Origin of the sequence: Rugamonas apoptosis (assembly GCF_014042355.1) — a bacterium.
In the GTDB taxonomy this organism is placed as follows: Bacteria; Pseudomonadota; Gammaproteobacteria; order Burkholderiales; family Burkholderiaceae_D; genus Rugamonas; species Rugamonas apoptosis.
The window spans coordinates 293,794-308,303 of the sequence record NZ_JACEZU010000007.1 but is presented as its reverse complement, the minus strand read 5'-3'; the positions used below and the strand labels follow the sequence as shown (position 1 = coordinate 308,303).

The following is a 14,510-nucleotide window of genomic DNA, read 5'->3' as shown; positions in this document are numbered from 1 at the left end:
AAAACGGCGATGGTATGATGGCGATCGTATCCAGTAAAGCAACTTAAATTCACTATTCATGTCCTGATAGGAAACGATGAACCTGAGCGACCTGCGCATCTTCACCCGCGCGGCCCACAGCCCCTCGCTGGGCGCGGCGGCCGAGGAATTGCATTTGACGCCGTCGGCCGTGTCCAAGGCCATCCGCCGGCTGGAGGACGACCTGGGCAAGCCCCTGTTCGACCGGGGCGCCCGGCAATTGACGCTGAACGGCCATGGCCAATTATTGTTGCAGCGGGCCCAGACGCTGCTGGCGCTGGCCGACCAGGCCCGCAGCGACGTGATGGGCGAACAGGCCGACGTGGTGTGCCGGATCGGCGGCCCCGCCATCCTGTTGTGGCGCCACGGCCACGCGCTGGCGCAAGCCTTGCGTCCCTATCCGGCGGCGCGGCTGCACCTGCATGCCATGTTTGAGGATGAGGCGCTGGCGGCGCTGGCGCGCGGCGAGCTGGACGCGGCCATCGTCACAGATGGCGTGACGGCGGGCCAGGGCGCGCACTGGTCGGCGCAGTGGCAGACGACGGCGCTGGGCAGCGTCACCTTGCAGTTGGCGGCGGGGCCGACCCATCCGCTGGTGGCGGCCTGGCCGCCGGGGCCGGTGTTGCACGCCAGCACGGTCGAGGTGCTGGCGCATGATTTTGTCTGTCCCTCCCGTTCCCTGTTCTGTGGCGTGCTGCGCGGCGCCCGCGCCGACGGCTGGCGCGACGATCAGTTACCGCGCAAGATACGTTACTGGGCCGATGACCTGCAATTGCTGCTGGCGCTGGTGCGCGGCGGCGAAGCGCTGGCTTATTTGCCCGACTTCGCGCTGGCCGGCGAGCAGTTGCGCCGCATCCATGTGACCGATTGCGCGTATCAGTGCGTGGAACAGGTGGCGCTGGTGTGGAACGGGGAAGGGGGCGCGGCCTGGTTACGTGAACTGGCGGTCAGGCTGGCCGCTGCCGTGGAGTAAGCTGGAATGAACCTGCCGGACCCCACCGCGCCCGCGCACACTTGCGTCCGCTTGCCGCGCCTCCTATAGTGAAGTATCAGGAGTGCCAGCCATGACCATCGCGCTCAATTCCGTCACGTCCTCGCCGTCTTACCAGACTTATGTGCCGCCGGTGCAGTCCAATGGCGGTGCCGGACTGGCCGACGCCGCTGTTGCCCTGTCGGCGCAGCAAGCCGTGGTGGCGTCGCTGGGAGGCTCGACGGGCGTTACCGTCTACACCCCCAGCGGCTTGCTGGAATCGCTGCAACAGGCCGGCATCCTGGCGGAGCCCGTCAGCGTGCCCGTGCCAGGAAGCAATACCAGCTATCTTGCCCAACAGGCGTTGCAACTGGGCGTGATCGGCACGCTGACGGGCTCCACCACCACGTCCACCTCCGGCATCTACAATGGCGCCGGTGTGCTGGCGGACTTGCCGTCCACGCAAGCCTCGTCGAACTGGGCCGACTTGCTCAAATCCAACCCCTCGCTGGCGGGCACCGTGATCCAGGCGTTCGTCAATTCCAGCCTGCTCAGCACCTTGTTCACGACGGCCTGATTGGTTCGGGCTCGACTCGTTCGCCCGGCACGCCGCTAGCGCGCTTCCATCTCCACGTTGACCATGTTGTCGTCCGGCTTGCGGTCGATCAGCTTGTTGTCGGGGTCGATACCGGCGCGGGCCGGGCGGCCGGACACCAGCAGCGTGTAGCGGTTGTCCTTGCGCTCCATGCGCACGCGCTGGCGCAGCAAGGGGTTGCCGTTCGCATCATCCAGGCCGATGTCGATCCAGTCATGCAGCGGCACGTCCTGCTCCGCGCCCTGTTCGTTGGCTTTGACCTTGGCCGCGCTGACGGCCAGTTGCACTTCATAGCGGCCGTCGGCCAGCTTGCGCGCCGTGGCCGACACGGCGTGGTTTTCGTACAGCACGATCTGCTCGAACAAGTCGTCGATCAGGTAGGCATGCTCGGGTGGCGTGATGCGGCGCAGCGCGTCCACCAGCACCGTCACGCCAGGGTAGGGACCGCCGCGCTTGCCGTACTCGGCCAGCAGTGTGCGCAAGGCGGCGTTGACGCGCGCCGCGCCGATCCGGTCCTGCAGCAGATACATGGCCAGGCTGCCCTTGTTGTAGTGGATGTAGTCCTGGTTTTCGTTCTCGGCCAGCGGCAATTCCTTCTTGCGCTCCAGCGCCCGGCCCAGCAAGTATTTGTTGAGGTCGTAGCGCAGGAAGCGGCGCATCTTGCCGGCCCCGTAGCGCTGCTGCATCACCATCAGCGCCGAGTATTCGGCCAGCGTCTCGCTCAGCGCGCTGGCGCCACGGGCGTTGCCGCCCACCAGTTGATGGCCCCACCACTGGTGCGCCACTTCATGCGCGCTCACATAGAACGGGTAGTCGATATCCTTGGGATTCTTGTCGTCCACCTTGGCGATGAAGCCCACGCTTTCCGAGAACGGGATGGTGTTCGGGAACGATTGCGCGAACGCGGCGAACCGGGGGAATTCCACCACCCGCAGCACCTTGAACTGGTAGGGGCCGAAGTTGCGGGTGCAGTAGTCCAGCCCGTCCTTGAGGCCGTGGTCGATGCGCTCCAGGTTGAACTCGTGGCCGGGGTGGTAGTACAGCTCGATGCCCACGTCCTGCCACCAGTCGCGCCGCACCTGGTAGCGGGCCGACTGCACGGCGTAGAAATTGAGCATGGGCTGGTCCATCTGGTAATGGAAGTAGTGGCGGCCGTTGGCGCGCCATTCCTTGGCCAGCGTGCCCGGCGCGATGGCGGTCTGGTCGGCGCTGGTGCTGACGGTGGCGTCGAAATGGATCCAGTCGGCGTCGTTGCTCACTTCATTGTTGGCCAGGCCGCGCGGGTCGTCGCGCGGCAGCATGCGCTCGCGCGGGGGCAGGTCGTGGCGGCGGCGGTCGCGCGCGTCGTCCAGCTCGGCCCGCTGCTGGTAGCCGATGTGGGGCAGCACGTCGTTGTTGAAGAAGGTGCCGTTGGCCGCCACCGGCGTGTCCTGGCCCAGGCCGAGGATGCCCTTGGGCGCGAATTCCAGCTCGAATTCCAGCGCCAGTTGGGCGCCCGGGGCCAGCGGCGTGGCCAGCTGGTAGCTGTAGAAGCCCAGTTCCGTATCGCGCAGACCGGGCCGCACGGGCTGGCTGAAGCGCATGGCGCGGATGCTTGCCATCATGTCTTGCTGCACCAGCACGGTGGCGATGGCTTGCTGGGTGCGGTTGCGCAGCACGTAACGGCCCTGGGCCAGCAGCCGGCGCTGTTCCGGCACGATATCGAGCTTGAGGGTGACGTCCGTGATACGGGGCTGGGGCAGGGCGGCGAATTTCTTGTACTGGCGTTCGTAGCGGGCCCGCTGTTCCTCCTTGCCCCAGGTCGAGTGGTAGGCGTTGGCGATGTGCATGTTGTAGAACAGCACGCCACCGGCGCCGCCGAACACCAGCAGCCCGGCCGCCAGCGTGCGCAGCACGGGCGCCGTCAGGCCGTGGCGGGCCAGTTGCAGGCGCTGGCGCCATTCGCCGTTGGTGCCGCGGGCCCAGAACAGCAGCGACAGCACCACCAGCACGATGGCCGCGCCGCCCCAGTACAGGTCGAACCACCATTCGCGCGCCAATGCGTGGCCGTAGCCGTTCAGGGCCGAGTAGACGATGGTGGGCGTGATGCCATACAACAGCATCGGGTGATCCAGGCCGATGGAGCTGAGCGTGATGGTGGCCAGGTAGTACACGATCATGGCGAAGTAGCCCAGGTACTTCTGGTTGACCAGTACTTGCAGCGTGATGGCCAGCACCGCCACCAGCGCGTAGCCGGGCAGCTGGATCAAAAACAGCTGGTGCAGGTACAGGCCCGGCTCCAGCAGGAAATAGCCCTTGAATATCTGGATCGACATGCCGCACAGCATGACCACCACCATCAGCAGCGCCTGCAAGCCCACCAGCGCGATCAGCTTGGCCATCAGCGGCAGCCAGCTGGGGATGGGCAGGGCGTCCAGCATCTGGGCCATGCGCGCTTCCCGTTCGCGCCACACCAGTTCGCCCGCGTAGAAGGTGGTGATGATCAGCATGAACAGCGCGAAGATGCTCGACACGGCGTCCAGCACCATGTAGGTGACGGGGTAGGTGTTGGTGCCGAACATGGAACCGAGGTCGATCGCGCTGGCGTACATCATCAGCACGCCGGCCAGCACGATGACGAGGAAGTAGATGTTCTTGGTCGTCTCGCGCAGGTTCAGCCAGCTCATGCGTGCCAGCAGCAGACCCAGGCTGCGGGCCGCGAAATCGGGCCGCTCCTGCAGCGCGGTGGGGGCGGAGGCGGCCGCTGGCGCCGCTTCCTTGTCGGCGCGCCGGTCGGCGCCGCTGTCGACGCTGGCGATGAAGTGGAAGCGCCAGTAGCCGAGCAGCAGCGCCGCCAGGCCCAGGCCGCACCAGATCGCGCGGTTGAGCAGGAACACCCCTTCCAGCCATACCATGCGCGTGTTGCGCTCGGCGATGGGCCAGTACTCGGTGAGGCGGACGATGGCCGTCGTGCCGAACGGATCGATCAGGGCGGCCAGGGTTTTGTAGTCGAGGTCGCGCGCCAGGTCGGGCGCGACGATGTAGCCGATCAGCATGACGACACTGCTGATGTAGACCGGTAGCATGCGCCGCGTGAGCGCGGCCAGGATGAAGAACACGGCGCCGAAGATGAAGATGTCGGGCAGCATGGTGCTCACATACGGCATCAGGAAGGCCAGCGGGCCTGGATGGCCCAGCCGCTCGGCGTCGAGGCCGGGCAGGTAAGTGCCCAGCCAGGCGCCCAGCGGCAGGCTGGTGAAAATCACGGCCAGGCTCAGGAAGGCGCCCAGGAAACGGCCAAACATGTACTGGTGCTTGGCGATCGGCGCGCTGAAGAAGAAGTGGTGCATGTCATATTCGAAATCCTGCTGCACCGCGCGGCCCATCATGGCCGCCATCACGATCACGCCCAGCGAACCGAGGTAGCTGACGGTGATCATCAGCGAGCGCGGCGCGTTGATGGCCACGCTGCCGAACGACACCACGGCGGCCTTGAACACGCCGCCGGCGGCCGCCATCCACAGCAGGGCCAGCAGCAGGAACATGCCGAAATAAACCCAGGTCGACAGCAGCTTGAGCCGCTGGCGTGCCTCGAACAGGGCGATGGCTAACATGGCAGGCCCTTATCGTTACGCACAGGGCTGGGCGGCATGGTGGCGGCCGGCGATGGTGGCGAAATACACGTCCTCCAGGTCGCCGATGGCTTCCTCGAAACCGTCGCCCGGATCGTCCTCGCTGTAGACGTGGATCAGGGTGCGGCCCGACAGCAGGCGCGACGAGATCACGGGATGGCGCAGCTGGAACGAGGGCAGGTCGCGCTTGTCGATGAAGCGCACCCAGATCTTGTCGCTGACCTCCTCGATCAGCTGCTGGGTCGATCCGCACAGCAGCACGTGGCCGTGGTTGATGATGGCCATGTTGGCGCACAGGTCGGCCACGTCGCTCACGATGTGGGTCGACAGCAGCACGGTGCGGTCGTCGCCGATGTCCGACAGCAGGTTGTGGAAGCGCACCCGTTCCTGCGGGTCCAGGCCGGCCGTCGGTTCGTCGACGATGATCAGGCGCGGGTCGCCCAAGAGCGCCTGGGCGATGCCGAAACGCTGCCGCATGCCGCCGGAAAAACCGCCCAGGCGCTGGTGGCGCACGTCGTACAGATTGGTTTGCTGCAGCAGGCCTTCCACCACCTCGCGGCGCCGGCCCCGGTGCGACAAGCCCTTGAGCACGGCGAAATGGTCCAGCAATTCGTAGGCCGTCACTTTTGGATACAGGCCGAAGTCCTGCGGCAGGTAGCCCAGCAGGCGGCGGATCTCATCCTTTTCATCGAGCACATCGTATTCGCCGAAGAACACCGAGCCGCTGTCGCACTCCTGCAGGGTGGCCAGGGTGCGCATCAGGGTCGACTTGCCGGCGCCGTTGGGGCCGAGCAGGCCGAACATCCCGGCCGGGATCGTGAGCGAAATATTATCCAGCGCCACCACGCCATTGGCGTAGGTCTTGGATAAGTTGCTGATGCGCAATTCCATTGTGACTCCTGTCCTGGTTCTGTAACGGCTGGTTGGCGGCATTGCAGAACGAATAAGCACTTTTTACATGGTGCATTGTATTGAATTTGCGACAGGCGCGGGGAGCGATTGCGACAGGCGGCGCGAAGGATGCGCCAGAGTGCGCAAACGGTGGACTGGAACGCCGGCCATCTGGTGCGTTGGCGGCGGCCCTTGTTGCTGGAAGGCTAATTTCGCAAACCCGGTTGCGCAAGTTCAGTTGCGAAACAGTACCTGCTCGCGGTTGAACCACCAGCGGCACAGGGCCAGCATGGCGCCGGCCGTGAGCGTGGTCGACAGCAGGATCATGGAAAACATGCGGTAATCCATGGTGCCCTTGACCAGTTCCTTCATGGCCAGCGACACGTTGGTGAGCGGCACCATGGCCCAGAACCAGTTCATTTCCACCCCCGGCAGCAGGGCCACGAGGGTGGGCAGGATGGTGACGATGATCAGCGGTGAGATCAGCCCGGCCGCCTCCTTGTAGCTTTTAGCGTAGACGGAAATGGCCAGCAAGAGGGAAGCGAAGATGGCGGCGGTGGGAATCAGCATCAGGGCCACCATGGCCAGGTCCGCCACGCCGATGGCGTGCAACATCATGGCCAGGTTGCCTTCGATGGCGTGGCCGAAGAAGAACAGCAGCAAACCGAGGCTGACCACCATCAGCAGGGCCGAGGTGAGGCCGATGCTGAACAGTACCAGGAACTTGGCCACCACGATGGCCGAACGCGGCACGGGTGCCAGCAGCAGCGTTTCCAGCGTGCCCCGTTCCTTCTCGCCGGCGCCGGTGTCGATGGCCGGGTACATGGCCGCCATCAGGCACACCATCAGCAGGATGTACGGCAGGAAGCCGCCGAACAGGGCGCCCATCTGTTCCCGTTTGTCGGCCGTGGAATGCTCCTCCAGCTTGATGGGATTGAGCGCGAAGCGCAGCTGGTTCTGGCTCAGGCCCAGGGCCAGCAGCGCCTGCTCGCGCAGCGCGCTGTTCTGGGCGTGGATCACGGTCATCACGCGCTTGCGGGTCACGTCGATGGGCGTGGCGTTGTTGTAATGCAGGGCGACGGCCGCTTGCTGCTGGTGGGCCAAGCGGGTTTCAAAACCCTCCGGGATGATCAAGGCGAACTTGATGCGGTCGTCCGCGATGGCCGCCTTGATCTCGTCCGGCCCGGCCAGCTTCACTTCGCGGAAGCCCTTTTCGCGGGCGAAGCGGGCGCTCAGCTGGGGGGCGTTCTGCTGCCCGAAGATGCTGTAGGTCATTTCCGCCGTGTTGGCGTGGCGGAACATGGAGGACGACAGGTAACCAAAGCCGGTGAAGATCAGCGGCATGGCGAAGATGGGGATGAAGACGGTGAAGATGAAGGTCTTGCGGTCCCGTATCAGCTCCAGCATTTCCTTCAGGTAGATGGTCCACATGGCGCGCCCCCGTGGTTGATGACGCAGATAAAGGCGTCGTACAGGTCGGCGCTGCCGCCCAGGTGGCGCAATTCCTCGGTGGTGCCGTGGAACGCCGTCTTGCCGTGGTTGATGATGCAGACCCGGTCGCACAGCTTTTCCACCTCGTGCAGGTGGTGGGTGGAAAAGATCAGCGGGATGTGCAGCGCCTTGTAGCTGGCGATGAAGTCGAGCAGGATCTTGGACGACATCACGTCCAGCCCCGTGGTCGGTTCGTCCAGGATGACAATCTGCGGCTCGTGCACGACGGTGCGGGCGATCGCGCATTTCTGCTTCATGCCGGTGGACAGCTGGTCGGCCCGCTTGTTGCCGAATTCATGCATTTGCAGCAGCTCGAACAATTCGTCGCAGCGGCGCTGAAGATAGGGCGGGCTCATGCCGTGCAGGCGGCCGAAATATTCGATGTTCTCGCGCGCCGTCAGGCGGCCATAGAGGCCGGTGGTGCCGGACAGGAAGCCGATACGCTGGCGCGCGGTCAGCGGGTCGGCCAGCAAGTCCTCGCCGTTGGCCATGACGCTGCCGGCGTCGGGCTTGAGGGCGGTCGACAGCAGGCGCAGGGTGGTGGTCTTGCCGGCGCCGTTCGGGCCGAGCAGGCCCAGCACTTCGCCGGGCGCGCAGCGGAAGCTGACGTCGCGCACAGCATGGAACCAGCCATCATGTTCGCGCGGATCATGCAGCTGATACGGTGTGCCTTTGTGAGACGGCAGGCGGAAACGCTTGGCCAAGCCTTTGACCTCGATCATCGGGCGTCCCTTTTGACTCGGTGATGTAGAGTAGCACGCAAAAATTCTGGCACGCAAGGCACAAGCGCGGATTCTCTTGCTATAGTCTGGGCCATGAATCCGCAACTGCAGCACAACATCCTGGCCGTGACCCGTTGCGGCACCAGCAAGAGCGAGGGCACCGGCTTTTTCCGGGTGGCCACGGGCCTGTGTTACCTGGCCAGTTTGATGACCAAGGAGACGCTCGATTTCAAGCAGATCGACCGCGCCTACAACCGTTTCATCTATCGCAGCATCGGCAAGGGCCACAGCATCACCAGCGTGCTGCAATTCATGAGCGGCGAGAAAGTGGTGCGGGTGGTGGAATCCCGGCGCTTCCTCGACGCGTTCGCCATGCACTGTCCGGACGTGCCGGTCGAGAGCATCCCCTTCCTGCTGGGCCTGAACCTGGGCGTGGCCAAGGACATTTCGGGCATCGACGTGCGGGGGCCGGTGGCCGACTACATCGAGCGCCAGCGCCAGTTGCGCGAGGAAGCGGACGCCTGAGCGCCGCCCGCCGGGCGCCATTCCGCGGCGATGGTCCTATAATGGCGCTTTCCGACCGATTGCGATTATGACCATGGCAGCGAACCGATACCACCATCCCCTGGACCGTTTCATCACGGGCGCCGACAAGGCCCTGCGTGTGATCACTGGCGTGGCCAGCGCCTCACGCCCCACGCCGGGCGCCCACGCGGCCGATGCCGTGCTGAGCGAGGCCGAGCAGCGCCACAGCGCGGGCTTGATGCGCGTCAACCATGTGGGTGAAGTGTGCGCCCAGGCCCTGTACGATGCGCAAGCCCGTTTCGCCCACGGCGACGCCATGCGGGTGCAATTCGAGCAGGCCGGACGGGAAGAAGAGGATCACCTGGCCTGGACCGCGCAGCGCCTGGCCGAACTGGGTTCGCAGCCCAGCGTGCTCAATCCCTTGTTCTACGCGGGTGCGTATGCGCTCGGTACGGTGGCCGCTTACCTGGGCGATGCCCGCAGCCTGGGGTTTGTGGTGGAAACGGAACGTCAGGTGGAAGCCCATTTGGCCAGCCATCTGGAGAAGCTGCCGCCGCAGGACGCCAAATCGCGCGCCATCGTCGAACAGATGCGGGTCGACGAAGTGGCGCACGGCGCGGCCGCTCAGGCGCTGGGCGCCATCGAGCCGCCCGTGCCCGTCAAGCTGGCGATGACGGCCATGGCCAAGGTCATGACCGGCAGCGCCTACTACTTATAAATTAAGCGACTTCGACGATCTCGAACGAGTGGGTGATCTCGGCCGTCTTGCCCAGCATGATGGAAGCTGAGCAATATTTATCATGCGACAGGGTGATCGCGCGCTCCACGGCGGCCGGCTTGAGGTTTTTGCCGGTCACGGTGAAGTGGAAGTTGATCTTGGTAAAGACCTTCGGTTCCGTGTCGGCCCGTTCGGCCTTCAGCGTGCATTCGCAGCCGCGCACGTCTTCGCGGCCTTTTTTCAGGATCAGCACCACGTCATAGGCGGTGCAACCGCCCGTGCCCAGCAGCACCATTTCCATCGGACGCGGTGCCAGGTTGTGGCCGCCGCCCTCGGGTGCGCCATCCATGTTGACCAGATGGCCGGAGCCCGTCTGTGCCAAAAAACTCATGCCCGAGGGGCCGTTCCAGCTCACTTTGCATTCCATGCCATTCTCCGGTTAAAAAAACTGGACTGTATTGTAATGGAGCCGGCCCGCCGCCGTGGCACGGCCCCGCAAACCCGCATGGGGCTTGACCCGGCGCGCGATGGGCGGTTATAATTGCCGGCTTTCCGTTCGCTCAGGGAAGAATCAACAAAAAGGCCGAGTCCGCTGAAGCAATGGCGGAACCACCATATGAGCGTGTGTAATTCATTTAGGAAGTCAACATGAAAACTTTTTCCGCTAAAGGACATGAAGTCCAGCGCGACTGGTTCGTGATTGACGCGACGGACAAAGTCCTCGGACGTGTTGCCAGCGAAGTGGCACTCCGACTGCGCGGCAAACACAAGCCAGAATTTACTCCTCACGTCGATACCGGCGATTTCATCGTCATCATCAACGCAGGCAAACTGCGCGTGACCGGCACCAAAGCCACCGAGAAGACCTACTACCGTCACTCGGGCTACCCAGGCGGCATCTACGAAACCAACTTCCTGAAAATGCAACAGCGTTTCCCAGGTCGTGCGCTGGAAAAAGCGGTCAAGGGCATGCTGCCTAAAGGTCCGCTGGGCTACGCCATGATCAAGAAGCTGAAAGTGTACGCCGAAGGTACCCACCCGCACGCTGCTCAGCAACCTAAAGCACTCGAAATCTAAGGAACTGACATGATCGGTAACTACAATTACGGCACCGGCCGTCGCAAGAGTGCAGTAGCTCGCGTGTTCATCAAAGTTGGCACTGGCCAAATCATCGTCAACGGCAAGCCAGCGGCTGAGTACTTCTCCCGCGAAACCGGCCTGATGGTTATTCGTCAACCGCTGGAACTGACCGGCAACGTCGAGCGTTTTGACATCAAAGTCAACGTGCACGGCGGCGGCGAGTCCGGCCAGGCAGGTGCAGTGCGCCACGGTATCACCCGCGCCCTGATCGACTACGATGCAGCCCTGAAGGGCGATCTGGCCCGCGCCGGCTTCGTGACCCGCGATGCACGTGAAGTTGAACGTAAAAAAGTTGGTCTGCGCAAAGCACGTCGCGCAAAACAATTCTCGAAGCGTTAATTTCACGCCTACTCAGCGCGCTGTTTGCAGTGCGCTGCTTCAAAAAGCCGCCGGCGTCAGTCAGGCGGCTTTTTGTTTTATGGTGCGGCGCCGCACGAATGCCGCCCATGCCTGATAAAATGGCAGGTTCACCCCTACCCCTCACTTTCAAGGAAAGAACATGATCAAAGTTGGCATCGTCGGCGGCACCGGATACACGGGAGTGGAATTGCTGCGTCTGTTGGCGGTTCACCCCGATGTGCAGCTGACGGCCATTACCTCGCGCAAGGAAGACGGCTTGCCCGTGGCCGACATGTTCCCCTCGCTGCGCGGCCGCGTGAACCTGGCGTTCTCGGCGCCCGACAAGGCCGACCTGACCCAGTGCGACGTGGTGTTCTTCGCCACCCCGCACGGCGTGGCCATGGCCCAGGCGCCGGCATTGCTGGCGGCCGGCGTGAAAGTGATCGACCTGGCGGCCGACTTCCGCCTGAAGGACCAGGCCACGTTCGAACAGTGGTACAAGATTCCCCACACCTGCCCGGAACTGCTGGAGCAGGCCGTGTATGGCCTGGTCGAGCTGAACCGCGACGCCATCCAGGGCGCCAAGTTGATCGCCAATCCCGGCTGCTACCCGACCACCATGCAACTGGGCTTCTACCCGCTGCTCAAGGCGGACCTGGTGGACGCGGGTGGCCTGATCGCCGACTGCAAGTCCGGCGTGTCCGGCGCCGGCCGCAAAGCCGAGATCGCCACGCTGTTCTCTGAGTCCAGCGACAACTTCAAGGCCTATGGCGTGGCCGGCCACCGCCACACGCCGGAAACCGTGGCGCAGCTGCAAAACTTCACGGCCCAGCCCGTCAATCTGATCTTCACCCCGCATCTGGTGCCTATGATCCGCGGCATGCATTCCACGCTGTACGCGCGCCTCACGCGCGACATCAGCAACGAGGAATTGCAAGCCTTGTTCGAAGCACAATATGCGGATGCGCCATTCGTGGACGTGATGCCGTTCGGTTCCCATCCGGAAACCCGCTCCACGCGCGGTTCCAACATGCTGCGCCTGGCGCTGCACCGCAATGGCAACACGGTGATCGTGCTGGTGGTGCAGGACAATCTGGTCAAGGGCGCATCGGGCCAGGCCGTGCAGTGCATGAATCTGATGTTTGGCCTGGAGGAAGGCACGGGCCTGAACCAGGTCGCGTTGCTGCCGTAAAGCACGCGGTTTCGGAAAACGGCGAGGCAGATCAAGGCGGACGGCGCCAAACTTGGGCATAGTCAGGCATGTCGGTCTGTGCCGCCGGCGTTTTCGGGGAGTGCCATGTTCGCCAAAGCCCGTAATCCGATGGAAAGCCTGATCGGTCCGGCCACCCGGATCGATGGGCATTTGCTGTTCCGGGGCGGCTTGCGCATCGAGGGCAAGGTGGTGGGCAGCGTGTGCGCGGAACCGGGCCACGGCAGTTATCTGGTGGTGTCCGAGCATGGCTGCATCGATGGCGAGGTACGCTGTGATCACCTGATCGTCAACGGTGAGATACGCGGCGCCGTTCACGTTGCGGAAAGGCTTGAAATTCAGCCGAAAGCCCGTATCGTAGGGGATGTGTATTACAAAGTGCTGGAAATGCACGGCGGCGCCCAGGTGCTGGGCCAGCTGGCTCTGCGGGACGAGGCTGGCGTGGCGGTCCAGGGTACGGCAATTGGCGTACTGGAGAGCATAAATTGCGCCAAAGGTCTATAATGTCCGGAATGATTTTACGTAGGAGTGTGATATGAATGCTGTTGCTGAAGCGCAAGATGTAATCCCGTCGCCTATCAACTTTACCGATAGCGCGGCTGAGAAGGTCGCCCAGTTGATCGAGGAAGAGGGCAATCCCGACCTGAAACTGCGCGTCTTCGTGCAAGGTGGCGGCTGTTCCGGTTTCCAATACGGCTTCACGTTCGATGAGATCATCAACGAAGACGACACCACCATGGTCAAGAACGGCGTCACGCTGCTGATCGACTCCATGAGCTACCAGTACCTGGTGGGCGCGGAGATCGACTACAAGGATGACCTGGAAGGTGCCCAGTTCGTGATCAAGAACCCGACCGCCAGCTCGACCTGCGGCTGCGGTTCCTCGTTCTCGGCCTGAGTTTCGACCCCGAGCGCACAGCCGCCAGCGCGGCTGTGGCGTTCTCGCATCCACGGCGGACAGCGCAAGCTGCTCCGCCGTTGTTATTTGTGCGCCCGCGACCGCCAGCCCGGCGGCACGCGGCCGCCGCCTCAGTGCGGGTACAGTGCGCCCAGCACCCGCTCCCCCGCGGCGCCGGTGACGGCCGGCAGATTGCCCGCCAGCCGCTCCGTGAACCGGTAACCCAGCCAGGCGAACGCCAGCGCTTCGACCCGGTTCGGCGCCACGCCCAGCGCATCGGTTGATGCCACTTTCATTTTACGGCCCAGCGCCGTCGCCAGCATGCCCAGCAGGGTGCCATTGCAGGCGCCGCCGCCGCACACATAGACGGCGTCCGCTTGCGCGGTGTAGCGCTCGATCGCCTGCGCCAGGGTCATCGCCGTCAGTTGCGTCAGCGTGGCCTGCACGTCGGCCGGGGCCGCGCCAGGGAAAGATGCCAGATGGGCGTCCAGCCAGTCCAGGTGGAACAGGTCGCGCCCCGTGCTCTTGGGGGCCGGCAGGGCGAAGTAGGGCGCGGCCAGCATGGCTTGCAGCAGTGGGGGGATGACGGTGCCGCTGGCGGCCCAGGCGCCGTCCGCATCATACGGCTTGCCGTGGTGGCGGGCGATCCAGCCATCCATCAGCACGTTGCCGGGGCCGGTATCGAAACCGGTCACGCGGCCATCGCCATGCAGCACGCTGATATTCGAAATGCCGCCGATGTTGGCCACCACGCGCGCCTGTCCAGGCAAGCCGAACAGGGCCTGGTGGAAGGCGGGCACCAGCGGCGCGCCCTGGCCGCCGGCCGCGATGTCGCGGCTGCGGAAGTCGGCGATCACGTCGATACCGCACAGTTCGGCCAGCAGGGCCGGATTGTTGGTCTGACGGGTAAAGCCCAGCTCCGGGCGGTGGCGGATGGTCTGGCCGTGCACGGCCACGGCCCGCACGGCCGACGGCGCCAGGCTGGCTTGCGCCAGCAGGTCCGCCGCGCAGCGGGCGTAGCAGGCGGCCAGTTGATTGGCGGCCAGCGCCTCACGTTCGATTTCATTATGGCCGGCCGATTGCAGCGCCATCAGTTCAGCCCGCAATTCGGGCGCGAAGGGCAGGTAGGCGGCGGCCAAGGTGCGGACGGCCGCGCCGTCGAAGTCGGCCAAGGCGCCATCGACGCCGTCGAGGCTGGTGCCGGACATGAGGCCGATATACAGAGCCATGTAGCGATCCTTGCAAGAGTGGGGTCAAAGAGCGGGGTCAGTTCCGGCATTCGGACACGAACTCATGTCCGAATGCCGGAACTGACCCCCGGGGGCGCGAATGCCGGAACTGACCCCCGGGGTTTGAGCTCGTGCACGATGGTTGGCACTGAC

Annotated in this window: 15 protein-coding genes; 9 read left to right on the top strand and 6 right to left on the bottom strand. The window is 64.2% G+C overall.

What is annotated here, in order from left to right; genetic code table 11:
• The first annotated feature begins 76 nt into the window (after positions 1-76).
• Positions 77-991 (top strand): LysR family transcriptional regulator, encoded by a 915-nt coding sequence (locus H3H39_RS16000; RefSeq protein ID WP_182154377.1) that lies wholly within the window; start codon positions 77-79, stop codon positions 989-991.
• A gap of 91 nt (positions 992-1,082) precedes the next feature.
• On the top strand, positions 1,083-1,565 hold the full coding sequence (locus H3H39_RS15995; protein ID WP_182154376.1) for a hypothetical protein: 483 nt from the start codon (positions 1,083-1,085) through the stop codon (positions 1,563-1,565).
• 35 nt (positions 1,566-1,600) lie between these two features.
• Here the strand turns inward: H3H39_RS15995 and H3H39_RS15990 are convergent, their stop codons facing one another.
• The 4 genes from H3H39_RS15990 to H3H39_RS15975 all read right to left on the bottom strand — a co-directional run bounded on the left by H3H39_RS15990 (position 1,601) and on the right by H3H39_RS15975 (position 8,298).
• Positions 1,601-5,176 carry an ABC transporter permease/M1 family aminopeptidase gene (locus tag H3H39_RS15990; RefSeq protein WP_182154375.1) on the bottom strand — a complete coding sequence of 1,192 codons (3,576 nt, stop codon included), beginning with the start codon at positions 5,174-5,176 and terminating at the stop codon, positions 1,601-1,603.
• 15 nt (positions 5,177-5,191) lie between these two features.
• On the bottom strand, positions 5,192-6,085 hold the full coding sequence (locus tag H3H39_RS15985; RefSeq protein ID WP_182154374.1) for an ABC transporter ATP-binding protein: 894 nt from the start codon (positions 6,083-6,085) through the stop codon (positions 5,192-5,194).
• A gap of 234 nt (positions 6,086-6,319) precedes the next feature.
• Positions 6,320-7,516: an ABC transporter permease gene (locus tag H3H39_RS15980; RefSeq protein WP_182154373.1), complete on the bottom strand. Its 1,197-nt coding sequence runs from the start codon at positions 7,514-7,516 to the stop codon at positions 6,320-6,322.
• Positions 7,498-8,298 carry an ABC transporter ATP-binding protein gene (locus tag H3H39_RS15975; RefSeq protein ID WP_182154372.1) on the bottom strand — a complete coding sequence of 267 codons (801 nt, stop codon included), beginning with the start codon at positions 8,296-8,298 and terminating at the stop codon, positions 7,498-7,500. Before H3H39_RS15975 ends, H3H39_RS15980 begins: the two co-directional genes overlap by 19 nt.
• Positions 8,299-8,391: 93 nt before the next feature.
• Between H3H39_RS15975 and H3H39_RS15970 the strand changes: the two genes are divergently transcribed.
• Positions 8,392-8,823, top strand: a complete 432-nt coding sequence (locus H3H39_RS15970) for a hypothetical protein (RefSeq protein WP_182154371.1) — start codon at positions 8,392-8,394, stop codon at positions 8,821-8,823.
• Between the two features lie 73 nt (positions 8,824-8,896).
• A complete protein-coding gene (coq7, locus tag H3H39_RS15965) occupies positions 8,897-9,541 on the top strand; it encodes a 2-polyprenyl-3-methyl-6-methoxy-1,4-benzoquinone monooxygenase (RefSeq protein ID WP_182154370.1) in 645 nt (214 codons plus the stop codon).
• A gap of 1 nt (position 9,542) precedes the next feature.
• Here coq7 and H3H39_RS15960 read toward each other — a convergent pair whose 3' ends face one another.
• The gene (locus H3H39_RS15960; RefSeq protein ID WP_182154369.1) at positions 9,543-9,968 is read right to left on the bottom strand and encodes an OsmC family protein; all 426 of its coding nucleotides are present in this window, start codon (positions 9,966-9,968) and stop codon (positions 9,543-9,545) included.
• A gap of 221 nt (positions 9,969-10,189) precedes the next feature.
• Here H3H39_RS15960 and rplM point away from each other — a divergent pair, with 221 nt between their 5' ends.
• The 5 genes from rplM (at position 10,190) to erpA (ending at position 13,128) form a co-directional block, all read left to right on the top strand.
• Positions 10,190-10,618, top strand: coding sequence for a 50S ribosomal protein L13 (gene rplM, locus H3H39_RS15955; protein ID WP_179675979.1), 429 nt, complete (start codon positions 10,190-10,192; stop codon positions 10,616-10,618).
• A 9-nt stretch (positions 10,619-10,627) separates the two neighbouring features.
• A complete protein-coding gene (rpsI, locus tag H3H39_RS15950) occupies positions 10,628-11,020 on the top strand; it encodes a 30S ribosomal protein S9 (RefSeq protein WP_008445137.1) in 393 nt (130 codons plus the stop codon).
• Between the two features lie 160 nt (positions 11,021-11,180).
• Complete coding sequence (argC, locus tag H3H39_RS15945) at positions 11,181-12,212, top strand: N-acetyl-gamma-glutamyl-phosphate reductase (RefSeq protein WP_182154368.1); 1,032 nt, start codon at positions 11,181-11,183, stop codon at positions 12,210-12,212.
• Positions 12,213-12,317: 105 nt separating this feature from the next.
• Complete coding sequence (locus H3H39_RS15940) at positions 12,318-12,734, top strand: bactofilin family protein (RefSeq protein ID WP_182154367.1); 417 nt, start codon at positions 12,318-12,320, stop codon at positions 12,732-12,734.
• A gap of 31 nt (positions 12,735-12,765) precedes the next feature.
• Positions 12,766-13,128: an iron-sulfur cluster insertion protein ErpA gene (erpA, locus tag H3H39_RS15935; RefSeq protein ID WP_182154366.1), complete on the top strand. Its 363-nt coding sequence runs from the start codon at positions 12,766-12,768 to the stop codon at positions 13,126-13,128.
• 131 nt (positions 13,129-13,259) lie between these two features.
• Here erpA and H3H39_RS15930 read toward each other — a convergent pair whose 3' ends face one another.
• Positions 13,260-14,357: an anhydro-N-acetylmuramic acid kinase gene (locus H3H39_RS15930; RefSeq protein ID WP_182154365.1), complete on the bottom strand. Its 1,098-nt coding sequence runs from the start codon at positions 14,355-14,357 to the stop codon at positions 13,260-13,262.
• Between the last annotated feature and the right edge of the window lie 153 nt (positions 14,358-14,510).